The organism is Ravibacter arvi, assembly GCF_039540405.1.
Classification (GTDB): domain Bacteria; phylum Bacteroidota; class Bacteroidia; order Cytophagales; family Spirosomataceae; genus Ravibacter; species Ravibacter arvi.
This window is the reverse complement of record NZ_BAABEY010000005.1, coordinates 74,852-98,013: the sequence shown is the minus strand read 5'-3', so window position 1 is coordinate 98,013 and position 23,162 is coordinate 74,852. Positions and strand designations below refer to the sequence as shown.

The 23,162-nt window shown below is 50.3% G+C and carries 19 protein-coding genes; 15 read left to right on the top strand and 4 right to left on the bottom strand.

Annotated features, from left to right (window positions below):
• The first annotated feature begins 5 nt into the window (after nucleotides 1–5).
• A complete protein-coding gene (locus ABD852_RS03625) occupies nucleotides 6–1,547 on the top strand; it encodes an OmpA family protein (RefSeq protein ID WP_345026655.1) in 1,542 nt (513 codons plus the stop codon).
• Nucleotides 1,548–1,644: 97 nt separating this feature from the next.
• Here the strand turns inward: ABD852_RS03625 and ABD852_RS03620 are convergent, their stop codons facing one another.
• Nucleotides 1,645–2,214 carry a DUF4136 domain-containing protein gene (locus tag ABD852_RS03620; protein ID WP_345026654.1) on the bottom strand — a complete coding sequence of 190 codons (570 nt, stop codon included), beginning with the start codon at nucleotides 2,212–2,214 and terminating at the stop codon, nucleotides 1,645–1,647.
• Between the two features lie 400 nt (nucleotides 2,215–2,614).
• Here ABD852_RS03620 and ABD852_RS03615 point away from each other — a divergent pair, with 400 nt between their 5' ends.
• The 8 genes from ABD852_RS03615 (at nucleotide 2,615) to ABD852_RS03580 (ending at nucleotide 13,245) form a co-directional block, all read left to right on the top strand.
• On the top strand, nucleotides 2,615–3,367 hold the full coding sequence (locus ABD852_RS03615; protein WP_345026653.1) for a hypothetical protein: 753 nt from the start codon (nucleotides 2,615–2,617) through the stop codon (nucleotides 3,365–3,367).
• A 113-nt stretch (nucleotides 3,368–3,480) separates the two neighbouring features.
• Nucleotides 3,481–4,374, top strand: a complete 894-nt coding sequence (locus tag ABD852_RS03610) for an ROK family protein (RefSeq protein ID WP_345026652.1) — start codon at nucleotides 3,481–3,483, stop codon at nucleotides 4,372–4,374.
• Nucleotides 4,375–4,507: 133 nt separating this feature from the next.
• Nucleotides 4,508–5,671 carry a PQQ-dependent sugar dehydrogenase gene (locus ABD852_RS03605; protein WP_345026651.1) on the top strand — a complete coding sequence of 388 codons (1,164 nt, stop codon included), beginning with the start codon at nucleotides 4,508–4,510 and terminating at the stop codon, nucleotides 5,669–5,671.
• Between the two features lie 91 nt (nucleotides 5,672–5,762).
• Complete coding sequence (locus ABD852_RS03600; protein ID WP_345026650.1) at nucleotides 5,763–6,194, top strand: acyl-CoA thioesterase; 432 nt, start codon at nucleotides 5,763–5,765, stop codon at nucleotides 6,192–6,194.
• A gap of 24 nt (nucleotides 6,195–6,218) precedes the next feature.
• Nucleotides 6,219–7,169, top strand: a complete 951-nt coding sequence (locus ABD852_RS03595) for a YihY/virulence factor BrkB family protein (RefSeq protein WP_345026649.1) — start codon at nucleotides 6,219–6,221, stop codon at nucleotides 7,167–7,169.
• Between the two features lie 192 nt (nucleotides 7,170–7,361).
• The gene (locus tag ABD852_RS03590; protein ID WP_345026648.1) at nucleotides 7,362–8,495 is read left to right on the top strand and encodes an FG-GAP repeat domain-containing protein; all 1,134 of its coding nucleotides are present in this window, start codon (nucleotides 7,362–7,364) and stop codon (nucleotides 8,493–8,495) included.
• 53 nt (nucleotides 8,496–8,548) lie between these two features.
• Nucleotides 8,549–9,769, top strand: coding sequence for a GDSL-type esterase/lipase family protein (locus ABD852_RS03585; RefSeq protein ID WP_345026647.1), 1,221 nt, complete (start codon nucleotides 8,549–8,551; stop codon nucleotides 9,767–9,769).
• Between the two features lie 5 nt (nucleotides 9,770–9,774).
• Nucleotides 9,775–13,245, top strand: coding sequence for a PVC-type heme-binding CxxCH protein (locus ABD852_RS03580; protein ID WP_345026646.1), 3,471 nt, complete (start codon nucleotides 9,775–9,777; stop codon nucleotides 13,243–13,245).
• A gap of 91 nt (nucleotides 13,246–13,336) precedes the next feature.
• On the opposite strand, the gene ABD852_RS03575 is transcribed toward ABD852_RS03580, so the two are convergent.
• A complete protein-coding gene (locus tag ABD852_RS03575; protein ID WP_345026645.1) occupies nucleotides 13,337–14,350 on the bottom strand; it encodes a glutamine synthetase beta-grasp domain-containing protein in 1,014 nt (337 codons plus the stop codon).
• A 374-nt stretch (nucleotides 14,351–14,724) separates the two neighbouring features.
• Here ABD852_RS03575 and ABD852_RS03570 point away from each other — a divergent pair, with 374 nt between their 5' ends.
• From ABD852_RS03570 to ABD852_RS03550, 5 genes are all read left to right on the top strand, one after another.
• Nucleotides 14,725–15,435: an RsmE family RNA methyltransferase gene (locus tag ABD852_RS03570; RefSeq protein WP_345026644.1), complete on the top strand. Its 711-nt coding sequence runs from the start codon at nucleotides 14,725–14,727 to the stop codon at nucleotides 15,433–15,435.
• Nucleotides 15,436–15,527: 92 nt separating this feature from the next.
• A complete protein-coding gene (ispG, locus tag ABD852_RS03565; RefSeq protein ID WP_345026643.1) occupies nucleotides 15,528–17,543 on the top strand; it encodes a (E)-4-hydroxy-3-methylbut-2-enyl-diphosphate synthase in 2,016 nt (671 codons plus the stop codon).
• Nucleotides 17,544–17,566: 23 nt separating this feature from the next.
• A complete protein-coding gene (locus tag ABD852_RS03560) occupies nucleotides 17,567–17,746 on the top strand; it encodes a DUF6728 family protein (RefSeq protein WP_345026642.1) in 180 nt (59 codons plus the stop codon).
• Nucleotides 17,743–18,096 (top strand): MmcQ/YjbR family DNA-binding protein, encoded by a 354-nt coding sequence (locus ABD852_RS03555; RefSeq protein WP_345026641.1) that lies wholly within the window; start codon nucleotides 17,743–17,745, stop codon nucleotides 18,094–18,096. The genes ABD852_RS03560 and ABD852_RS03555 overlap by 4 nt, the downstream gene beginning before the upstream one ends.
• Entirely contained in the window at nucleotides 18,093–18,668 is a 576-nt protein-coding gene (locus tag ABD852_RS03550) for a tetratricopeptide repeat protein (protein WP_345026640.1), read from the top strand. The genes ABD852_RS03555 and ABD852_RS03550 overlap by 4 nt, the downstream gene beginning before the upstream one ends.
• Here the strand turns inward: ABD852_RS03550 and gldC are convergent.
• Both gldC and ABD852_RS03540 read right to left on the bottom strand, forming a co-directional pair.
• Nucleotides 18,665–19,033 (bottom strand): gliding motility protein GldC, encoded by a 369-nt coding sequence (gene gldC, locus ABD852_RS03545; RefSeq protein WP_345026639.1) that lies wholly within the window; start codon nucleotides 19,031–19,033, stop codon nucleotides 18,665–18,667. The two genes, ABD852_RS03550 and gldC, sit on opposite strands and share 4 nt — an antisense overlap.
• Before the next feature lie 97 nt (nucleotides 19,034–19,130).
• Nucleotides 19,131–22,064, bottom strand: coding sequence for a DEAD/DEAH box helicase (locus ABD852_RS03540; protein ID WP_345026638.1), 2,934 nt, complete (start codon nucleotides 22,062–22,064; stop codon nucleotides 19,131–19,133).
• A gap of 419 nt (nucleotides 22,065–22,483) precedes the next feature.
• Here ABD852_RS03540 and ABD852_RS03535 point away from each other — a divergent pair, with 419 nt between their 5' ends.
• Nucleotides 22,484–23,065 carry an RNA polymerase sigma factor gene (locus tag ABD852_RS03535; RefSeq protein ID WP_345026637.1) on the top strand — a complete coding sequence of 194 codons (582 nt, stop codon included), beginning with the start codon at nucleotides 22,484–22,486 and terminating at the stop codon, nucleotides 23,063–23,065.
• Nucleotides 23,066–23,162 lie beyond the last annotated feature (97 nt).

Sequence of the window (23,162 nt, the reverse complement as noted above, 5' to 3'; positions counted from 1 at the left end):
TTTTCATGAACCTTAAGATTACTAGCATCGCATTCGGTCTTCTTTTGCATGTATTGCCGGACGCTATCGGTCAAAACGGCAGGACCTATGAGGGTACCCATAAAATGAATACCTGGTCTGTTACCGGTTACGGCGGCATCACCAGGTTCTTCGGCGACCTCAGGCAGCATAATTTCGCATATGGCGAAAAGGAATCTGTTACGGGAGCCTGGGGGGTATCTCTGAACAAACAGCTGACCCCTCTTTTCGGCGCTCAGCTTTCATTCAGCAATGGTAGCCTGTCGGGTTCTAAAAAAGGAGTACAGGGCATTGATCTCGGCTCCAGGGAGCCCATCACAGGCCCGGACGGCAAGCCGGTCCGCTACGATGTCTACTTCAAAAGTCCTTCCTACATACAGGCGACACTGGATGCTACGGTGAACCTCAACCGGCTCTTTTTCGGGCATAACAAAATGCGCAGATGGAAAATCGACGCACACGGCGGTTTCGGTATCATGTACTTCTATTCCGAGCTATATGATATGTTTGACGACCGCCTGTTGCTCCGGACCAACACGGACGGCAGCTCAAAAACCGCAGGTACCTGGCGAAGAAACGGCTCCACCTATACCCGTGAATGGGTTTTCCCCGTCGGGATGTCCTTCCATTATGAACTTTCGCCACGCTTCGATATAGGCCTCAGCTTTACCTATAACCACGTAAATACCGAAAAACTCGACCTCACGGTGGGCTCACTGACCGACTACGACCGGCAGTCAGGCCTATGGGGATTCTATATGGGAGAATCCAATAAAGACAAGTATGCATTCGGGGCAGTAGCGCTTACCTACAAATTGGGCAAAAAAGCCGTCCGTGCGCCTAGAACCGGCCAGACCGACGCATCCAAAGGCCGTTATCACCTTCGGTACGCATCACCCGCCCAATTGATTCCGCCGGTATACAACCCTACACTTTCCGATGCTGATTCCATTGCGAAAGCCAACATGCCAGAGCCCGTGGATGCCCGGTTATACACCGATACCGACGGCGACGGCGTTGCCGACTTATTCGATAAAGAACCCAATACTCCTGCCGGAAGCTGGGTTTCCGGGGGTGGTGTCGCTATGGACCTTGAACAAAAAATAGGCGCGGCCATTCCGAAGGACAAACTAAAAGACGATTGTGATACCATTTTTGGCAGCATCGAGTTTGACACCGACCGGTCAACTATCCGCCCCGCCTCTCGTGAATCGCTCAATCAGCTCGTGGCACATTTGCAGTCAAAACCCAACTGCCGTGTAGTACTCGTAGGACATGCCGACGCCCGGGCTTCTGACCGGTACAATCAATCGCTTTCCAAAAGACGGGTGGACGCCACCCGACGGGAACTTATAAAACTGGGCTTCCCGGACCCCAGTCGCATCACAACCGAATATTACGGTGAGCTGCGTCCGGCATCGGACAATAAAACCAGCGCCGGCATGCAATCCAACAGAAGAGTAGAAATCAGAATTCTTCCTTCCAACACGCTGTACGGCACCTATCCGTCCGGATTCAGACCGAAATAAAAAGCACCCCTTATCCCAAAAACCGGATTCCCGCAATAGTCACAGGACGACTGCGGGAATCCGGTTTTACTTTTTCGGCTAAGCTCGGGAGCGTTTACTATTTCCTGCTGTAAGTATCCAGTGTAGCCTGGGGGAAGCTCCTTAGAATGTCGCTGATGATATTCTGCATAATATCGGCCCGGTCTTCTTTTTTAGAGGGCGCCTTCATAGAACCTGTTGCCCAGCCCTGCCAGATCATTTTTGAGCTGCGATCCTGGTAGATATTCAGGATAAACCTGCTCTCCTGGTAATTGTAGGTAGAATAGTTATTCGGCATCGGCGAGTACCACCACCAATACGGCGAATAATTGTTATTCGACCTGATTTGCTGACGATCCTTTACATCGGTCATGTACTTTACCACAATATCCGGATCATTCTGATCGAGCTTGTAGCCTTTCTGCTCCATCACCTTCGTAACGGCGTCATCCAGTCGTCGCCTGTTCAGCTCACTGCCCAGCAAAGGATCCTGTGCCAGGCCCTTCTCGGTCTCTACTCTAAAAGTCTTGAATTGCTTGAGGTTGACCGACGAGTCATAATCGTAACCTACTTGCAAAGACTTGCTACATCCCAATAATACAGGTACCAGCCACACGGGCAGCCACCACCTCTTAAATGCATTTTTCATAGCTTTCACTTTTTCCTTTTTCCTTACTGATTACGATTGCCGGTCTGCTTCTGTTGCACACCCGCCCGGTATTTAAAAACGCACCGGTCTAAAACCAGGACTTCAACTACAAAACAAAAGTTGTAACGGTTCCGTTTTTTGTATAAGGCAATTAACATTATTTAACGCCCGAAGTCACCGGCGCTCCGAAAATGGTACGATATACCACTTTGCCCGGCACAACCCTGTATCCCGCCTTAAAATTATCAACTTTCCCGCGATGTTTGCAATGATCTCCTGCGCTTCCGGGTAATACTCCTTACGGGCGCCTGATAATTTTTTGGCTGAGGTGTTCGTTCAAATAACCAGATCGGTATGACGTCGTCCTCGTTCCCGTCGCCGGTAAATTACTTTCAAGCAAATGAAACCACTGATTATTTCCCTCATTTCACTCCAGATCCTGCTCACTGCCTGCGCATCGAACAAAACGGTCAGCTATCAGTCAAAATGGAAGCCGCATACACTTTTTTATGAACAGGCCCCGACCGATCAGTCGGATATGAACACCCGACTTAAGTTTGGGGTTCAGAATAACGGAGAAAAGCTGTTTGCAAGCATTTCCACGCGTGAGCCGGAGCTCGTCAGCCGCATTATCAGCAACGGAGTCCGTCTTTCGGTTCAACCCAAAGGTGAACGGGCCAAACCCGTAAAAATCCTTTTCCCGGTCGTTCTTAAAGAGGACCGGCGTGCGATCCGAAAAATGGACCAGGTGGAAATGCTCGGGCCCAGCATGCAGCTCCTTCTGGAAACATTCAACAAGGAGGCACTGGTTAACCGGGGATCGGGCGACCGGTTCGTCAACCTGATCAACAATCCCGATGACCTGTATTGTAAAATCAATATGACACCCGATGGTGAACTTTCAATCGACTATGCCTTACCGCTGGCCGATATAAACCCCGGCCAACAGCCTACCCTCGCGCTTTCCATAGAGGTGGAAGGCGGTTCACGTTCCGGCGGCTTCGCTCCCGGCATCAGCATTGGCATGGGCGCAGGCAGCTATGGCGGCATGGGTGGCATGGGTGTAGGGATCGGCACCGGGGGCAGAAACGCCTATGGCAACCAAAACATTCAACTGAAGCTGGATGTAGACCTGGCAAAGGCTCCCCAATAGGCATCCCGGCCCCGTTTCGGTCCCTCGCAGCGCATTCCGTTGCCGGGAACCGAAAATTATTGCTAATTTCCCGGTGAATTATTTAAAATAAACCCAATCCGAAAATTAGTAGTATGAAAAACTGGGGAGTTGACCTGGGTGGAACCAAAATCGAATGCGCCGTACTCGATCAAAATGACCCTGAAAAAGTCCTGATCCGAAAACGTATCCCGACGGAAGCCGCAAACGGCTACCATCATATTATCAGCCAGATTAAAAAACTTATCGATGCCGTATCATCGGAGCTGGGCGAGAAGCCTGAAAAGATAGGATTTGCAACACCCGGCGTACTGGATCCGGGGACGTTGCAAATGAAAAACTCCAATACCACGTCGCTCAACGGGCAGCCTTTAGAAAAAGATCTTACAGAGGCTTTGGGCATGCGCGTCAGGCTGGCCAACGATGCCAATTGCTTCGCGCTGGCCGAAAAAATGATGGGCGCCGGCAGGCTTTATCCCAATGCCGAAGTAGTTTTCGGGGTTATTATGGGTACCGGTGTAGGCGGCGGCCTGATCGTTGGCGACCGAATTATTGGCGGACATCATGGAATTGGCGGCGAATGGGGCCATAACGAACTCGAATTCAATGGCGATGATTGCTATTGCGAAAAAAAAGGCTGTACCGAACAAGTCATTTCCGGTCCTGCTCTGGAGCGCTTCTATGCGCGGACCAGCGGATCCCAACGCTCGCTCAAAGAAATTCTTGCGAACCGCGAAACCGACCCGCACGCCGGGAAGACCATCGACCGCCTGCTGGAGTTTTACGGCAAAGGCATTTCTTCCCTTATCAACGTAATAGATCCCGACCTGATCATAATAGGTGGCGGCGTAGGAAATATTGACCTTTTATATACCGAAGGGTTCGAAAGGATCAAAAAATACATATTCAACCGGGGAATCGTGTCCACACCCATTGTTAAACCGGTTTTGGGCGACAGCGCGGGGGTATTTGGCGCAGCACTGCTGTGAGAAGGATTGAGGTGTGAGGATTGAGGTGTGGGGAGCGAATAAAAACGCGTAATAAAGACAATTCGGCCATATGGCACGGCTAATGCCTAACCACAGAAGGCGCAAACCTTTCCAACAATAATTTAATTTAAGTATGTCCTTAAACAACATCCGAAAGTCAATTTCCAGCACGGGTAAAATTTGCCTGGGTGCCCTGCTTTTAACCGCGCATATCCAGGCTTCTGCGGGTGAAGAAAAAGAAAAGAAAACATACCGGCAGGAGGTGGTGGTTGATGGCCTTAAAAGCCCGTGGGCCATGACTTTTCTCGCCAATAATGAATGGCTCGTAACAGAGCGGCTCTCCGGCGAACTCCGCCTTATACAAAATGGGAAACTACACCCCGACCCGATCGGAGGACTCCCGGAAATTTCCACAAAGGGACAGGGCGGCCTGCTCGATGTGGCGGCCCACCCCGACTATGAAAAGAACGGCTGGATTTATATAAGCTATGCGTCGCCCAAAGAGGAAGGCGAAGCAGGTGACGGAGCCAACACCGCACTTTTGAGAGCCAGGCTTAAAGACCATCAACTTACTGATGTCCAGGTTTTATTCAAAGCAACGCCCAACCGGACCAGCAACCCGCATTTCGGCGGCCGGATTGTCCTTGATAAAAAAGGGCACGTTTTTCTCTCCATAGGCGACCGGGGGGAAATGGACAAGGCGCAGGATCTAAAAACCCACCAGGGCCGGATCATACGCCTGACGGAAGACGGTAAGGTACCCAAGGACAATCCGTTTGCAGGAAAAAAAAATGCTTTGCCTGAAATCTGGTCTTACGGTCACCGCAACCCGCAGGGATTGGTGCTCCACCCTGAATCGGGTGTACTCTGGGAACACGAACACGGCCCCCAGGGTGGCGATGAGCTCAATGTCATTGAGAAAGCAAAGAATTACGGCTGGCCCCTGATCACCTACGGCATCAATTATGACAATACGGTAATCTCAAAGGATACCGCCAGGGCGGGACTGGAATCACCTAAAACTTACTGGAAACCATCGATAGCCCCCTGTGGTGTGGCTGCAGTTACCAGCAGCAAATACCCCGAATGGAAGGGCAACCTGTTGGTAGGCTCTTTAAAATTCAACTATATCCAGCACGTCAGAATAGACGGCCGAAAGGTATCGGGAAGAGAGACCGTGCTCGAAAACATCGGAAGAGTGAGGGATATCCGCCAGGGACCGGATGAATTTATTTACGTAGTAGTAGAAGGGAAGGCGCCCGAAGGCGGTAAAATCATCAGGATTCTGCCGGATTGATAAAAAGCAAACTCCCAATATAAGCCGGGACAGAAGAGCGTGCATTACGTTCTCCTGTCCCGAATGGTAAAACCGCTAACCCCATAAGAAATTGTTCACGTTCGAGGTACAAGGCATACGCGTGAGGTACGCTGACACAGACCAGATGGGTTATGTGTATTATGGAAATTACGCCAGATACTATGAAATCGGGCGGGTAGAGGCGCTTCGCTCCCTGAACCTGCATTACAAGGAAATGGAGCAGTCCGGCGTTATGATGCCGGTGTACGACCTGAACTGCAAATTTCACCTTCCCGCCCGTTACGACGACCTCCTTTCCATCAGCGTGAAGATCGTCCGCCCACCGTCGGTGCGGATTTTCTTTGAATACGAGATCAGGAACCAGGACAAATTACTATTGAATACAGGATCCACCACACTGGTATTTCAAAACATACAAACAGGGAAGCTTTGCCAATGCCCGGCCGATCTGCAGGCCAAACTCAGGCCTTTTTTCGTTTCCAATAACGAATGGCTGGCATGAAGCGACCCGGAAAATCAATTGACTATGGAGCAGGAGGAGAAAGGTTTTCTGGACAACAAATACCTGTCGGGGATAAAAACTTCCCTGCAAAACAACAAATTCCTGGACACGGAGGCTTCCTGGTTTGAGGTGTTGGACCGGCTCGCGGACAGGTTGGTCAAACAGGACATCGACCAAAGAGCCTCTTCGGTGGCATACGGCTTCACCCTGGCACTGTTCCCCCTTATTTTATTCCTTTTTACCCTCATTCCCTACATACCGATCCCCAACCTGGAAACCGAAATCATGGATTTGCTGAGTGAATTCCTGCCGTTCGGCATCTACGAATTCACCGAGCAGACCATCCGCGACATCATCAGCCGGCCTCAGGCAGGCGTACTTTCCTTCGGTTTTCTGCTCGCGGTGTATAGCGCCACCAACGGCATGGTTTCACTCATGCGGTCTTTTAACGTATTCAGCGGGGAAGATACCGAAAGAGGCTTTTTTCGTACCAGAAGCGCAGCTGTCATGCTGATGGGATTTATGGCCGCCGTGCTATTTCTCTCCATTGTACTGGTTATTGTCGGCGATGCCGTCATGAGTTTTGTGACCCGGCTGAACATACTCAGCAGCGCACTCACGGTTATGACCGTGAACCTGCTCCGGTATTTTATTTCATTTGCCTCACTCGTCTTCGGCGTTGCCATCATTTACCGCTTTGCGCCTGACGTACGTCTGAAATTAAAATTCTTCAATTTCGGCGCGCTGCTGGCAAGCGCGCTAATTTTGCTTTCCACTTACCTTTTTTCATTCTACCTGCTCAATTTCAGCTCATATAACAAGCTCTATGGTTCTATCGGGACCATTATCGCGCTGATGCTCTGGCTCTATCTGCTTGCGCTCATCCTGATATTTTGCTACGAAGTAAACGTAAGCATACAGGATGCACGCCTCGGTCATAAAATCCAGAAAGAAAATCCCAGGCAAAAACACTGACCCGGGCGGTTATGCTCCGGTTATTTCGAGAAACATTCCCGCTTATACAGGAAAGAACAGGTTAGGTTCCCTTCAGATTCCTTCTAAATTTCCTTTCAAATCTGGATCATTCCGCATTTTGATACTTCCAGGGGAAGACGGAAAAACCGTGGAACCGCCGGAGAACAACCTTATAACCTTTCTGTTAAAGCTATGCGCCTTCTATACGTCGCTCTCCTGCCGCTATTCGGTGGCCCGGCCGTCGGCCAACAGCCCAAGAAAATAAAGTTCACCCCTTATTTCGTCGCAGCAGAAAGCTTTGAATCAGTCGGGGTATTTGATGTCAACAACGACGGCAAACCCGACCTGCTTTCGGGAGATTTCTACTACCTCAATGACGGTGACCCGAAAACAAATTTCCGCAAACGGCACCGCATAGGCGATCAACCCGCTTACGCAGAATATTTTGATGATTTTGCAACCATACCAATGGACGTCAACCAGGACGGCCGCATGGATTTTATTACTGGCGGATGGTTTGGTGAAACCCTGAGGTGGCATGAAAACCCGGGGAAGCCTGCCCCCTGGCCGGCACACGAAATTGCTAAAACCGGCAACGTTGAAACCGTTCGCGCATGGGATCTGGACGGCGACGGCATACCCGAAATAGTACCCAACACCCCGAATTCCCCGCTGCAATATTTCAGGAAAGAAGCAGCCGGCAAATTTTCCCGTCATGAAGTAGGACCTTACAAAAGCCATGGCCTTGGCTTTGGCGATATTAACGGCGACGGAAAAGGCGACCTCATCGTTAAGGACGGGTGGATAGAAAACAAAGGCGCGAATAACTGGGAATTTCACCAGGATTTCGATCTGGGCAGGCATGCCAGCATTCCCATCATTGTCACTGATCTGAATGGAGACGGGAAAAATGACCTGATTGCCGGGACCGCTCACGATTACGGGATTTTCTGGTACGAGCAACAAATGGACTCCGCCGGGAAGCGAAGCTTTAAAAAGCACTTAATCGACGACAAAGCCTCACAGTATCACGAGCTCGTATGGGAAGACATCACAGGCGACGGCAAACCCGAGCTGATCACGGGAAAACGCTACCGCGCTCACAACGACGGCGATCCCGGCGCCCATGACGACGTAGGCCTTTACTATTTCACCTGGGACGGGAAGAAATTCGCGAAACACGTCATTGCCTTTGGCCCTCCGGGGACCGGCAAAGGAACAGGCATTTTTATGCAACTGGCAGACCTGCGCGGTACTGGTCGCAAAGACATCATCGTAGCCGGGAAAGACGGCCTCTGGATATTTTTCAACGAGGGCGTGAAATAAACGCTCCTGTTCCTAAACAAAATCATTGCTCAAACTTGTTTAGTAAAACCTATATGTTAAAAAAACGACAGCTACTCCTCTGCTTTGGATTATTTTGCTGGCTGACAGGCGCAATTACGCCGCTTACTGCACAAAACACCGGTAAATTCGGCGCATTGGAATTTGGCCATCAGCAAAGAATCGTTTTCCTCGGTGGCTCTCTTTTCGAAAATGAACTGGCAAACGGCTACCTGGAATTCGCCCTTTCCTCGCGTTGGCCGGACCGGAACCTTACTTTCCGGAACCTTGGATGGACCGGTGACAATGTCTATGCTGAAGCCAGAAGTACTTTTTCCAACCCGCCTACAGCCTACCAGCAGCTTTTCCAACAGATAAGAGCGGCCAAGCCGAATTATGTGTTTATCGCCTACGGCGGTGTAGAATCGGAAAAAGGCAATGAAGGCCTGGAGCATTTTATGAAAGGCCTTGAAATTATTATCGACTCGGTCGATGCCCTGGGCGCACAAACCATCCTCTTATCTACCATACCGGTAAAAATGGCAGGCTCACCTGAAAATACGCAACTACAGAACCAAAACCTGGAGCTGTACGCCGGGGGCATTGCCAGGATCGCCGGCAAACGGAACAAACGCTATGTAGATTTTTATCGCCCGGTAATGGAAAAGCGTGACCACCTTTTCCTGGACAACGGTATCCACCTGAACCAGGATGGGTACTACTTTCTGGCGCAGCTTCTCGAAAAATCGCTGGGGTGGCCCACAAGGGGCGAAAAGATCGTCATAACTAGCAGTGGGAAATCAGCAAACGCACAAAATGCCACCATTCTAACAAACAAAGGCGACCAGGTCCGCTTTGGCGTAGAGGAAAAGCTCCTGCCTTTGCCTGTTCCCTCGTCTGATAGAATATCACCGGAAGCGGCGGTCACCTTCCAGATTAACGGCTTGAAGAAGGGATTCTACACTTTAACAGAAAACGGAAAGCAACTGATCACCGCGTCGGCCGCCGAGTGGGCAAAAGGTATCACTCCCGACCACGGAATTTCAATGGCGCAATCCGAAAAAATACGTGATTTCATAGTCAAGAAAAACGACCTGTTTTTCCAACAATACCGACCGCTGAACCGGACTTACATTCTTGGCTTCCGCGCCTACGAACAGGGACGCCACAAGCAGGGGCTCCAAGACCTGGATTTCATAATTACCTGGCTGGAAGGGCAAATCAGCCTTCACCGCAAACCAGTTGCCAAAGTGTACGAAATTAGTCCCGTGAAATAACCGCTATGAAACTGAAATCAGATATATCTGCTCTGAAAGGGCTTTTAATACTTCCTGTACTGTTCCTGACCACCGGTTCGGTCAATTTCAACAACCGGGAGGAATATCCGGTAGAAGACCCGCAAAAAGAACTCGAGTCCTTTAAAATCGCAGACGGTTTCGAAGTATCGCTCTTCGCGTCAGAACCGCTCGTGGCCAAACCCATCCAGATGAACTGGGATGCGGAAGGCCGTCTATGGGTGATCAGCAGTACCGCCTATCCTCACCTTAAAACCGGCGAGGAAGCAAACGACAAAGTCTTCATCCTCGAAGACACCGACGGTGATGGGAAAGCGGACAAATCAACCATTTTCGCAGAAGGACTCTTAACGCCCACAGGCATTCTACCGGGGGACGGCGGCGTTTATGTAGCCAATTCAACTGAAATTCTTCACCTTTCGGATACAGACGGCGACGGAAAAGCCGATAAAAGACGTAAAGTACTGAGCGGCTTCGGAACTGCCGATACCCACCATCTTATTCATACTTTTCGCTGGGGACCTGAAGGAAGGCTTTACTTCAACCAGTCCATCTACATCCACAGCCACGTGGAGACCCCTTGGGGAACCAAACGGCTGGAAGGCGGCGGCGTCTGGAAACTGCAGCCCCACACGCTCGAGCTTGACGTGTACGCCAAAGGCCTGGTAAATCCCTGGGGACTCCGGTTTGACGACTATGGTCAGTCGTTTCTTACGGACGGCGCAGGCGGCGAAGGAATCAACTACGCCTTCCCGGGCGCCACTTTCCTGACTTCCCCGGGCGCGGAACGAATTCTGCGCGGACTGAACCCGGGCCAACCCAAACACAGCGGGCTAGATATCGTATCCGGCCGCCACTTGCCCGAATCCTGGAAAGGCAGTCTCATTACCAACGACTTCCGGGCAAATCGCATCAATCGCTTCCAGCTGGAAGAACAAGGCAGCGGTTATGCTTCCAAGCAAATGCCCGACATTCTCTGGACCGACCATGTCGCGTTCAGACCGGTTGACATTTCGGTAGGGCCAGATGGCGCCATCTATGTAGCTGACTGGTACAACCCGATTATCCAACACGGGGAGGTGGACTTTCACGATCCGCGCCGCGACCAGGAAAGAGGAAGAATCTGGCGGATCACTGCGAAAAACCGGCCATTGGTAAAGCGGCCTAAGCTGGTAGGTGCACCTGTAAGCGAATTACTGGAAGCGTTGAAATCAAGCGAGGAATGGACGCGCGCACAAGCCAAACAGGTCCTGAAAGAACGCGGCGCAAAAGAAGTCCAACCCGCCCTTGACGCCTGGGTGGCAAAACTTGATCCGCAAAACCGGGATTTTGAACGACTGAAACTGGAAGCACTCTGGGTGTACCAGGCAATTGATGCCTACAATGGTCCTCTGCTTGAAGACCTGCTTCAGGCCAAAAGCCACCAGGTGCGCGCCGCTGGCCTGCGGGCTCTGCAGCTGTGGCATAAAAAATTCGCCGGGGCGGAATCCTTCCTGGCCCAGGCCGTGAAAGATCCCCATCCCCAGGTACGATTGGAAGCAGTAATTGCCTTGAGGGAAATTCCGTCTGCACAATCTGCTAAAACCGCACTCGCGGTTCTCGAACAGCCAATGGATGAATTTCTGGACTTCGCGTTGTGGCAAACCATTCGTCAGCTTGAACCCAAATGGATTTCAGGTATCAAAAGCAATGCGAACTTTTTTGAAGATCCCTCCAAAGCGTCGTATGCACTGAAATCTGCCGTAAGCCAGGAGGCGATCAGCCTGCTTACTCAAATTTACAAGGACGGCCAGGTACCTCAGAAATACCAAAAAGATGCTTTGTCCGCGATAGCCAAAAGGGGGCAGCCCGAAGACCTGAACAATATTTTTGAAGTCGCCTTACAGAATTTCGCACAGAAAAAAGACATTTCCCCGGAATTGTCTGCGCTCGAAGAGGCTGCCGGTAAGCGCGGTCTCAAGATTACCAACCAGCCGGAAAGACTGTCGGCAGTCATTTCCGGCGCCGACGAAGCCTCAGCAATTGCAGCAATCAGACTGGGAGGCGTTCTGAAATTGGGAAGCCTTGAAAACCAGCTCCGGGCACTTGTGCCGAATACCAACAAGAATTATACCCGGGCAGCCCTGGACGCCTTGACCAAAGTCAATCCGAAAGGAGCCGAGATTCTTTTAAAAGACCTGACTTCCGAAAAGAACCCGGTTGACATGCGACTGATCGCCGTGGCAAAGCTCGCAACCGTCAATGCACCGGAAGCGGCGAAAATAGGTGTAAAACTGCTGAACAAAACAACAGATCCCGGCCAGGCACAGGAAATCTTCACCGCCTTCGTGGCCGACCGCTCGAGGACGGCTGCACTTGCCGAAGAGCTTATTGCAAGCCGTATTCCGGAGCCCCTGGCTGTAGCTGCGCGTCAGTCACTTCAGCGAACGGTTCCCTGGCACCGCAGAAACGGAGACGATGTAAAACTTCTTATCCAGGGCCTTGAAGCCTCAGGCGGCGTACTTCCGGCAGAACGTATGCCCCAGGACCTGAATGCGGCACAAATTGCCGCCCTCGCTACCGAAGCCCGGAAAACCGGCGACCCCGCCAGGGGTGAGTCTATCTTCAGAAAACAGGAACTCGCCTGCCAGACCTGCCATGCCATAGGCGGCGCCGGTGGGCTCATAGGCCCGGACCTCAGTAGCCTCGGGACAAGTTCTCCTTCAGAAACCATTATCAAATCGTTGCTTTTCCCTACCGAATCCATCAAAGAAGGATATGAACTGCAGCGGGTAGTTCGGAAAGACGGCACCGAGCTGATGGGATACCTGGTCAGTGACCGGCCTTCGGAAATAATCATGCGCGACGTTTCGGGCCTGGAAGTACCGATTGCAAAAGATGTGATCCGCGTTCGTGAAAAGGTGTCCGGTTCGTTAATGCCGCCCGGCTTAACGGCGTCACTCGACAAAAAGGAATTTCTCGACCTGGTCAGTTTCCTCTCGAAGCTCGGCGAATCAGGGAGCTATCGTGTTCCTACTGACCGGTATGTACGTAAATGGGAATCGCTTGCCTCATCGGACGAAACCCTGAAAAAGATAAAGAGAGACGGCGCCCAAATTGTTGCTAAGGACAACAAGCTGGGCTACCAGCCGGGATACAGCACCGTGTCGGGGGCGCTGCCGATCAGCGAGCTGCCGGTTCTGGAAATTGACAATAACAAAAGACAGAGCTTTGTAAAGTTCCAGATTGAGGTACTGACTGCTGGTCAGGCGGTTTTTGACTTCAATGATGCCAACGGGCTCACAGTCTGGGCCGATGCCAGGCCGGTAAGCCTCAGCGATCGCGAAGCAATTGTGACGCTGCCGCAGGGAATTCACCAAATCACGGTGGCCATTGACCGCAATGTACGGAAACAGGGCCCGCTGGGCATCAGGGTGAAAGAAGGCGGAGCACAAACCAGGTTAATCATGGGCCGGTAATACCGGCTCATGATTAATGGCCAATAAGAAAGCCTTCCAATTAAATCGGAAGGCTTTGCTGTCGTCAGTATTCCAAATCGTTAGTCTGTAGTCAAATCTTTACACCTTTAACGGTTTCGATAATTCTGGCGGCTACTTTGTAGGGATCTGCCGCAGAATTGGGCCGACGGTCTTCCAGCCAGCCTTTCCAGCCCCGCTGAACAGTAGCTACCGGGATCCGGATCGAGGCGCCCCGGTCGGAAACACCATAGCTGAACTGGTCAATTGCAGCGGTTTCGTGCTTGCCGGTCAGGCGCAGGTGATTGTCCGGGCCGTATACCGCAATGTGCTCCTGGATATAGTTCCCGAATTCGGAACAGATTTTGTCATACACATCTTTGCTTCCTGCCGTGCGGAGAACGGTGTTTGAAAAATTGGCATGCATCCCCGACCCGTTCCAATCGGTATCGCCAAGCGGTTTGCAGGTCCAGTTAATGCCAACGCCGTATTTCTCACCAATCCTTTCCAGCAGGTACCGGGCTACCCAAATCTGGTCGCCGGCTTCCTTGGCGCCTTTGGCAAAAATCTGGAACTCCCACTGCCCTGCCGCAACCTCGGCATTGATCCCTTCAACATTCAAACCTGCATCGAGGCAAACATCCAGGTGCTCTTCAATTATTTCCCGTCCGAAAGCTTTCGACGTACCGACTGAACAGTAATAGGGTCCCTGAGGCGCGGGATATCCGTTCAATGGAAATCCGACCGGCTTGTTGGTATCCGGGTTCCATAAGAAGTACTCCTGCTCGAAACCAAACCAAAAATCGTTGTCATCATCTTTTATTGTGCTCCGCGCGTTGGACAAATGAGGTGTCATATCGGCGTTCAAAACTTCGCACATTACGAGGTACCCGTTTTTCCGTTGCGGGTCGGGATAAACTGCAACCGGCTGAAGAATACAATCCGACGCGCCGCCACTGGCCTGACCGGTTGAAGAACCGTCAAACGACCACAAAGGAAGGTCTTCCAGTTTCCCGCTAAAATTTTCTTCAATTTTTGTCTTGCTGCGGAGGTTCTGCATAGAGGGAGTACCGTCCAGCCAAATGTACTCTAATTTATACTTTGCCATGTTCTTACAATTAGAACGTTATGAGAAGATAGTGAAATACTTTAACAACAGACAAATGTATCCTATAAATCAACATGTACAAAATTTAATTCTTTAAAAATTTAGAAAAACAAGAAAAAAAACTAAAATATGGTCGATATTTAGGATTATATCAAATATTTTGAAGAAATATTACAAGTTAATAAAACTACTACATATTTAAGTATTTGTGAATTACAACAGAAAACAGGCTTAAAATTATAACCAAACCGACAGAAATATGTAGATATAGCCAATAATCAGTACAACTTGACATCATCGGGACAAATTGCACTTTTGAAAGCATCCCCTTAACCGGATCTTGATTCTTAATATGTTTGCGAAAAGTTAAAGGCATGTATAGTCCACTTTTCTTCAGCCCCTCACCGTCATCCGGCGAGCTTTCCGAAGCCGAAGCCTATCATATTGCCAGGGCATTGCGGGGACGCCCGGGCATGGAGCTCTTTGTAACCGACGGAAAAGGGAACTGCATAAAAGCTTTATTAACAGGTGTTACCCCAAAAAAAGCCACTTTTGAGCCGCTGGAGACCCTGAGCGTCTATAAACGCCCCTACCGGGTGCGAATCGCGGTAGCCCCCACCCGCAAGCCTGAACGCAACGAATGGATGCTCGAAAAGCTGGTCGAGCTGGGAGTTGACGAAATTTCATTCATCAAAACCACCCATACCCACCTGGAAAGTTTCTCCCGGGTAGTAAACCGCGACAGGATGGAAAAGATTGCCGTATCGGCGATGAAGCAATCAGGGCAATTTGCCTTACCCGAAATAAAAATCGGGACCAATATTTCCGAACTTATTGCCCTACCGGGAAAAGGCGACCTTTTCATTGCGTATGTACCCGAGCAAAATACAGCCCCCGTCCTTCACCAGGCAGCCACAGAAAGCACCGACGCTCTCGTCCTCATAGGACCCGAAGGTGACTTCACCCCGGAAGAAGTGACAGCCGCGACGTCGGCAGGGTTCCAACCGGTCTCCCTGGGCCCTACCCGGCTCCGTACCGAAACGGCGGCCATTGCAGCGTGCCTCGCTATACACCTTGCGAGATAACTTTTTCGCAGCCGGTTCGTTTTTTATAAACCGTGCATCCCGAAAGAGCTTATCTTTGTATAGAATTGCGGCTTTCGGAACCAATCATATCCATGACCAGCTCACTTGCCATCAGCGAAAAACTCAAAGCACAGTATTGCCCCTCGCTCACTTCGTACCAAAGGCGTGAAACCGTCACCGTAAATATAGGAGACGTACCGATGGGGAGCCGGTACCCGATCCGAATCCAGTCGATGACAACCGTAGATACCATGGATACCGACGGTTCCGTACAGGAAGTTCTGCGGATGGTCGATGCCGGGTGTGAATATGTGCGCATCACTGCCCCCAGCGTCAAAGAAGCGCAAAACCTTGACAATATCAGGAAGAAGCTCCATATCCTCGGGGTTAAAGTACCGCTTGTTGCGGACATTCACTTCACGCCGAATGCTGCCGAACTTGCCGCCCGGATCGTCGAAAAAATCAGGATCAACCCGGGTAATTACGCCGACAAAAAACGGTTCGAAAACATTGAGTATACCGATGCCTCCTACCAGGCGGAACTGGACCGGATACGAGAAAAATTCACGCCGCTTGTCAAAATCTGCAAAGAATATGGTACTGCCATGCGGATCGGCACCAATCACGGCTCCCTTTCTGATCGTATCCTGAGCCGGTACGGAGATACGCCGCTGGGTATGGTGGAGTCTGCCCTCGAATTCCTGCGAATCTGCGAAGACCTCGGATATTACCAGATCGTATTGTCCATGAAATCCAGCAACACCCAGGTGATGGTAGAAGCCTACCGGCTCCTGGCGCAGAGGCTTCAACAAGACGGCCTTCAACCTTATCCGCTCCATCTCGGTGTTACCGAGGCAGGCGAAGCAGAAGACGGCCGCATCAAATCAGCAGTAGGCATCGGCACCCTGCTGGAAGACGGTCTCGGAGACACCGTACGGGTGTCGCTCACAGAACCTCCGGAGAATGAAATCCCGGTAGCACAGAAACTGGTAGAACGATACCTGATCCGTGCACCGCATGCCTTCATAGAACCTGTTGAGCAACTTCCAATTGATCCGTTCAAATATAGCCGGCGAATCACCACCGAAACGTTTAACCTGGGTGGAACCAATGTTCCCCGTGTCATCGCAGACTTTTCGAACCTGCCTGTTTCGGCACATTCGGACCTGCGGCCTATCGGCCATTTCTACCTGCCGCTGCCGGACAAATGGCGGATGAACGACCTGGGAGCAGATTTTATCTACACGGGTGCCACACCTGCGCCCTTTATGCTTCCCAACGGGCTAAAAGAGATCCTGGACTACGGAACCTGGCAAAATTCCGACGACAAAATCAATACATTCCCGCTGATTCAGGCAGCCGAATGGACGCCTGAACTGCCGTTGAGCCCGGTTCTGAATTTCCTGCGGGGCTCTATTCACGATTTTACAGAGGATTATTGTACCACCCTCCGGAACACACAACCTCTTGTTCTGTGGGTTAAAACGGACAACCGGCACGCCATGCCCGAGCTTCGGCGCCTGTTTTTCAGACTGGCTGACCTCGGAATCACCCTCCCGGTCGTTGTCGAACGTGCGTACGCGGCCGACCAGGGAGATGCCTTCCCGCTCTATGCCGCCACCGATGTCGGCGGTTTATTAGTAGACGGTTTCGGTGACGGGGTTGTGCTGCGGCCGGTTTTCGAACGGAATGATCATGCTTCCCGCCTGAAAAATGCGGAGAACTTCAACAATATTGCTTTCGGCATCCTTCAGGCCGCGCGGACCAGAATGTCCAAAACAGAGTACATTTCCTGCCCGTCGTGCGGGAGAACACTCTTTGACCTCCAGGAAACTACAGCCATGATCCGGAAGCACACCGAACATCTGAAAGGTGTAAAAATCGGCATCATGGGATGTATCGTGAACGGTCCAGGCGAGATGGCCGACGCCGACTACGGATATGTCGGAATGGGGAAGGATAAAATCGCGTTGTACCGGGGACAAAATGTCGTAAAAAGATCCGTTTCCTCTGCCAATGCCGTAGCGGAACTGATCCAGCTGATCCGGGAGGACGGGCGCTGGACAGAACCCGATCGCGAAGAAGAGGAATTGTTTAAAACTTTATAGCGAAGAAGTTGGTTATGAGCAACATGAAAAGATATTTCGAACTTGGGGAAGCCTTCCGGTATTTTGGCCGGGTCTTCCGCAAAAACGACGGCACGCATCCCGATTCATTCAACCTGAGAACGATGCACTGGATCAACAGGATCTCCATTGTTATGTTCCTGATCTGTCTCATTGTGATGATTGTAAGAGCGCTTATGCGATGAATGCCGAATCTGTCCGTGACTTTTGCCTGGAGCAGCCCCATGTCACTGAAGACCTGCCGTTCGGTCCGGAGACTGTAGTATTCAGAATCGGCGGGAAGATCTTCCTGTTGCTCTCGCTCGACACGGAAGCCTTAAGCTTCAACGTCAAATGTGACCCGGAGAGAGCCGAAGAACTTCGGGAAAGACATCCCGGTGTAGTAAGACCCGGGTTTCACATGAATAAAAAACACTGGAACACGGTAGAACCCAAAGAAGGGACGTCCGACTCGATCTTAAAAGAGTGGATTCTCCACTCTTATGACTTGGTCCGGAACTCGCTCCCTAAAAAATCCAGGGAATTGTTGCCATGATACTCCTTCTTTTTATTCCTGCCCTGATGCTGTTGCTGATTCCGGCCGCCTCTCTCGTGCTCGCGCGCAATTCGCCGTTGTTCAGGGAGCAGAAAAAATTATCGGAAGGGGTTCACTTGTTTAATACCTGCCGGTACCAGGAAGCCTTTGCCTATTTCGATTCGCTGATCCGGAATGGCCGCCATAATTGCCTGACTTTTTATTACCGCGGGCTCTGTCAAACCCGTCAGGGCAATCCAAACTCAGCACTTTTCGACTTTACGACCGCGTTAAGCTATGACAACAGTCTCCCGGAAATCTACCTGGAAAGGGGTAAAATATACCTCGCATCGGGAGACGTAGACCGGGCGCTCTATGAATTTGAACGATCTGTTTTCTATGCACACGGGAAACGGGCCGACGTGCTCCGGTACCGTGGCATTGCACTTATAGAGAAAGGGCGGTATTTCCAGGCGGCCAGGTTTCTGAACCGGGCGGTAGAACTGGGCGACGAAGAGGCCAACCACCTGTTGATGACCCCTCCGTTCCAGAACTCTTTCGGGTTAAGCCGTGATCCGAGCGGCAGCTACTAAGCCTTACCTGCCGGGTTACCCTGTTCTGACGCCGCTTTTATTTCCTCACGCAGATCCTGCGAAAGCTCTTTACAAAGGCTTTCAATTTTTTGAGCAGCATTCCGGTCACCCGTCGCATTGACAAGCGTTTCGGAAATACCCCGCATGATCTCGATATAGAACTGCTTCATATCGAATACCTCCATCTGTTTGGTCCACAAATCAATCTTGAGCGTCCCTTTATGGTAGTGATCCCAAACCGCTATCGCAATGGCCCGCGTGTCGTTAATCCCCTCGTTAGGATTATCGGTAGCGTCCCAGTGAATAGTTTCAGGGAAATTTTTCTCGTCTAATGCTACATTAAACCGGATTTCAGATTTTTTCATATTTCAAAGGTTTGAGCCTTGAGGGGCGGGCTTGTACCTCATCGCTCAAGGCCTAATGCTAATTCTGTTTTTACTGTCGGGCTTTCTGCTCCGGTTCCTAATCGATTAACGCCATGACATCTTCCCTGGTCAGTGACTTAACAAACCCCTCTTCAGTGGTAATTAGTTCGCTAGCGAGCGCCTTCTTTTTGTTTTGAAGAACAAGGATCTTTTCTTCAACCGTATTTTTGGTAATGAACTTGTAAATAAACACTGATTTGTCCTGGCCTATCCGGTGAGCGCGGTCAATCGCCTGCGCTTCAATGGCCGGGTTCCACCAGGGATCGAGTATAAAAACGTACTCGGCTGCGGTCAGGTTCAGGCCGACTCCCCCGGCTTTTATCGAGATCAGAAATACGCGAACATCGGGGTCTTCCTGGAAACGAGCCACTTCTTCTGTCCTCTTCACCGTACTACCGTCCAGGTAGGCAAACGGGAGGCCCATGTGCTCAAATTTTTTCTTAAAAATATCCAAGTGTTTAACAAAAGAGCTGAATATCAGTATTTTGTGATTTTCAGCCAAAGCAGTTTCCACTTTATGGAATACATCTCTGAACTTGCCCGACTCCCCGGCATATTCCGGATCCACCATCCGCGGGTGATTGGCCAGTTGACGCAATTGGCTAAGTCCCTGTAAAATCATAATCTGAGACTTGGAAATACCTTCACTATCAAGTTGCTGAAGGATCATATTCCTGAACCCACTCTTTGTTTTTTCATAAATCTCAGCCTGGTCTTCCGTCATCGTCGTATAGTGAATGCTTTCTGTTTTTTCGGGAAGAAATTTTGCTACCTGTGATTTATGACGACGCAAAAAGAAAGGCTTTATAGCCGCATAGAGCCGTTGCGTAGCTTGCTCGTCATTATTTTTCTCAATCGGAACCAGATACGTCTTCTGGAAAAAGGACTTGCTCCCGAGTAGTCCGGGGTTGATAAACGTCATTTGCGACCAGAGATCCATCGCGCTGTTTTCCAGCGGTGTCCCCGATAAAATCAGCCGGTGCCGTGATTGGAGCTCCATGACCGCCTGCGTAGTAATGGAGGAAGGATTCTTGATCGCCTGCGACTCATCCAGAATTACATAGTTAAACCTGAACATTTTCAGAGTTTCAATATCCAGGCGTACAATGCCGTAGGAAGTCAGCACAAGGTCGTAGTTCTCAAACCGCGTGGTATCTTTGTCCCGGCCCGTGCCCGTATAGAGCAGGATACGCAGCGCCGGTGTAAACTTCTCCGCTTCGCTGGCCCAGTTATATAAAAGCGAAACCGGCATAATCAGCAGCGAAGGATTTTCAGCTTTATTCTCCTTCTGGGACAACAGGAGAGCGAGCGTCTGAATCGTCTTCCCTAGCCCCATATCGTCGGCCAGGCATCCACCCAGCTGGTATTCATTCAAAAACCTGAGCCAGTCATACCCCGACTTCTGGTAAGGGCGTAGTTCGCCGTTAAAGCTCTTTGGCAGCTCGTAAGACGATATTTCTTCAAAGTCTTTCAGCTTTTGCAGGCGCCTGCTCATCACCACCGAAGCCAGGCTGTTCCTGCCCAGGGAATCTATAAGCGAAATATGGTGTTTGCGGAGACGAATCCCTGATTGCCCGTCCGGTTCAACGAGCTGGATCAATTCTGAATAGTCGGCAAACCAGCTTTCCGGGATAATGGCAATTTCACCATTTGGAAGAACGAACTCCTTCTTCTGCTGGAGGATATTCTTTTTCAACTTTACAAACGGGATTTCGTATTCGCCGAATGTGACCGTTATCCTGACATCGAACCAATCCTGGTCTTCACTATCGGTGATAGTCACCTTCATCGACGACTGGCCCAGGTAATACGTGTGCCGGTTTTCCTTGCTCTGCACTACCTCTATTCCAGCCCGGTCCAGGGCCTCGCGCTTCTCACGCAGCCACCCGAACAGGTAGCCCTTCGAAAACCCGGCCTTTCCCCAGCCGATATTCAATCCCCAATCCGCCAGTTTTCGGAGTACCTCCTTTTCCAGCTCCAGGTCCCTTCGTACCTTGTGCAATACATAGCTCGACTCGCTTTTGTCGAGGCTCACATGCCAGGGTGAGGCAAAATTATCAGGCCGGAAGGTGTACGCACCGTAGCGGAACGACAACACCACATTCATATCTGCTTCAACGGTGGTATCCACGGCTGAGACATTTCCGAAAAGGTCTTGCTGAGCCCCGCCGCTTCCTTCCACCAGCATGAGCACCGGCCGTGCCGGGTAGGCTTCAGTACTTATTTCATACCCTTTCGCAACCACGTCGTGCGACGCCAGCAGCGGCAGAATGAAGCGCTGCAGGTATTTCTCTTCCATCTCACGCGGGATGGGGATAAACTTTTTATTCAGAAACGGTTTTAACTTTTTACCGTCAAGGTTACCCTCAAAATGGTATAGTTTTTCATTCACGAGCAACCACGCAGGTGTCTGGCATATCAGCAGCGCATCCTGGTACTGGAACTCAAGTTTTTCGCCCCGGTACCGCAGCGTGGGGAAATAGTGGGTATTGGTTTCATTTCTAAAAAGATGGAACCGTACAGTGGCGGTCTCCGGCATCCGCTCCATCTTTTTCCAAGCTACGTCGCCATCTTTTCCTGAAATGTAAAGGTGCTTCCGCGCCGATTTCTCCAAAATTTTATCATTGATACGCTCCAGGTAATCGGTAAGCAATTCACGGGTTTGGGCATCTCCCTTGTCGGGATCCAGCAACTTGGTAAAAAAGTCTACGGCCGGCAGTTTTTTCGTGTTGAACTTCTTCAGCAGAACGTCGCGCTGATAAGAGTCAATCAGCCTGACCAGCTCATAATCATCTTCATCCAATATCCTTGCGAATTCCCGTATGTTTTTTGAGGACACATGCTGGGACAAAAGCGAGGGTTGCCCGGCGGCATCCAGTTGTACCACATATGACTGGAACAGATACCCCAGGTTTTCAAACTGGTAAAGTGAAAAAATTAGTTGAAAAGGCTTTTCGGGCGAAACATTCATGAAGTTTGGGACCGGTGGAACGCAAAAAGGGTTTAAATATAATACATATGCACCATTCGGGCAATCAGCGCCGGTGAACGCCTATGTCTGTCAACCGTTTCCAGGTATTTAGCAATCCTTTTCTCCCGGAAATTTTGTAAACAAAATAAGAAAATCGAAAAAAGAAGAGTAGATCCCAATTTTTGCGGTGAAGCACAAATGAAGCCCAAAGACAAATATTTGGCGGCAATTCGGCCGTTCAGAGGGATGATACAATGATTACTCTATTAAACCGAGGGAAAAGAGGGTAATTTACCAATAGTACTTTCCCAAGAAAATGAATAATTAATTTTTAAATTAAATAAATAATTAGATATCTTTACAAGTGTAAGTATGACTATTATGTGCTTACTCCTAAATCCTAAATCCTTACCGTTATAATGGCACATGTACGCTACAAGCAAGAAGAAGAGCTGGAATTTTGGAATCAATTCAGAAAGGGCGATGAAAATGCGTTTTCGAACCTCTACCAGTCTTATGTTCACATCTTATATCAGTACTGTTCTCAATTTACGCTGGACAAACCCCTCATTAAAGATTGCATTCACGACCTCTTTGTAGAGTTGTGGCGTAATAAATCTACCATCGGCGACACCACGTCGGTGCGGTTCTATCTGATGGCTTCTATCAAAAGAAAGCTTGTCAGGCACATCAACGCCTTTCAGAAAAACACCAGCAATGAAGATATTCCGGTAGAGTACTGGCAAATCAATACGCCTTCGCATGAATCGGAAGTAATTTCCGACGAAGAATACGATACCACCAGTCAGTACCTCAGCACCGCGCTTGAAAGGCTCCCGAAACGCCAGCGCGAGGCTATTTATCTCAAGTTCTACATGAACATGAGCAACCATGAAATCGCCGAGCTGATGAAAATCAATATTCAGTCAGTATACAATCTCGTATTCGGGGCACTAACCAACATGAAAAGGCATATGTCGCTGGATAAGATTACGATGTGAGGGGTGGGGTATGAGGGGTGAGGTATGAGGTGCAAGGTTTGAGGTGTGAGGTGTGAGGTGGAGCCGGGCGACGGCAAAGAGCGATGAGATAGCTTTC

What these genes read in the sequence shown, in the direction of transcription:
- ABD852_RS03620 (WP_345026654.1), bottom strand. Translation starts at nt 2,214, where the DNA reads ATGAAAAATGCATTTAAGAGGTGGTGGCTGCCCGTGTGGCTGGTACCT.
- ABD852_RS03625 (WP_345026655.1), top strand. Translation starts at nt 6, where the DNA reads ATGAACCTTAAGATTACTAGCATCGCATTCGGTCTTCTTTTGCATGTA.
- ABD852_RS03595 (WP_345026649.1), top strand. Translation starts at nt 6,219, where the DNA reads ATGGAGCAGGAGGAGAAAGGTTTTCTGGACAACAAATACCTGTCGGGG.
- ABD852_RS03535 (WP_345026637.1), top strand. Translation starts at nt 22,484, where the DNA reads ATGGCACATGTACGCTACAAGCAAGAAGAAGAGCTGGAATTTTGGAAT.
- ABD852_RS03555 (WP_345026641.1), top strand. Translation starts at nt 17,743, where the DNA reads ATGAATGCCGAATCTGTCCGTGACTTTTGCCTGGAGCAGCCCCATGTC.
- ABD852_RS03560 (WP_345026642.1), top strand. Translation starts at nt 17,567, where the DNA reads ATGAAAAGATATTTCGAACTTGGGGAAGCCTTCCGGTATTTTGGCCGG.
- ABD852_RS03550 (WP_345026640.1), top strand. Translation starts at nt 18,093, where the DNA reads ATGATACTCCTTCTTTTTATTCCTGCCCTGATGCTGTTGCTGATTCCG.
- ABD852_RS03540 (WP_345026638.1), bottom strand. Translation starts at nt 22,064, where the DNA reads ATGAATGTTTCGCCCGAAAAGCCTTTTCAACTAATTTTTTCACTTTAC.
- gldC (WP_345026639.1), bottom strand. Translation starts at nt 19,033, where the DNA reads ATGAAAAAATCTGAAATCCGGTTTAATGTAGCATTAGACGAGAAAAAT.
- ABD852_RS03575 (WP_345026645.1), bottom strand. Translation starts at nt 14,350, where the DNA reads ATGGCAAAGTATAAATTAGAGTACATTTGGCTGGACGGTACTCCCTCT.
- ABD852_RS03580 (WP_345026646.1), top strand. Translation starts at nt 9,775, where the DNA reads ATGAAACTGAAATCAGATATATCTGCTCTGAAAGGGCTTTTAATACTT.
- ABD852_RS03615 (WP_345026653.1), top strand. Translation starts at nt 2,615, where the DNA reads ATGAAACCACTGATTATTTCCCTCATTTCACTCCAGATCCTGCTCACT.
- ABD852_RS03585 (WP_345026647.1), top strand. Translation starts at nt 8,549, where the DNA reads ATGTTAAAAAAACGACAGCTACTCCTCTGCTTTGGATTATTTTGCTGG.
- ABD852_RS03590 (WP_345026648.1), top strand. Translation starts at nt 7,362, where the DNA reads ATGCGCCTTCTATACGTCGCTCTCCTGCCGCTATTCGGTGGCCCGGCC.
- ABD852_RS03605 (WP_345026651.1), top strand. Translation starts at nt 4,508, where the DNA reads ATGTCCTTAAACAACATCCGAAAGTCAATTTCCAGCACGGGTAAAATT.
- ABD852_RS03610 (WP_345026652.1), top strand. Translation starts at nt 3,481, where the DNA reads ATGAAAAACTGGGGAGTTGACCTGGGTGGAACCAAAATCGAATGCGCC.
- ispG (WP_345026643.1), top strand. Translation starts at nt 15,528, where the DNA reads ATGACCAGCTCACTTGCCATCAGCGAAAAACTCAAAGCACAGTATTGC.
- ABD852_RS03570 (WP_345026644.1), top strand. Translation starts at nt 14,725, where the DNA reads ATGTATAGTCCACTTTTCTTCAGCCCCTCACCGTCATCCGGCGAGCTT.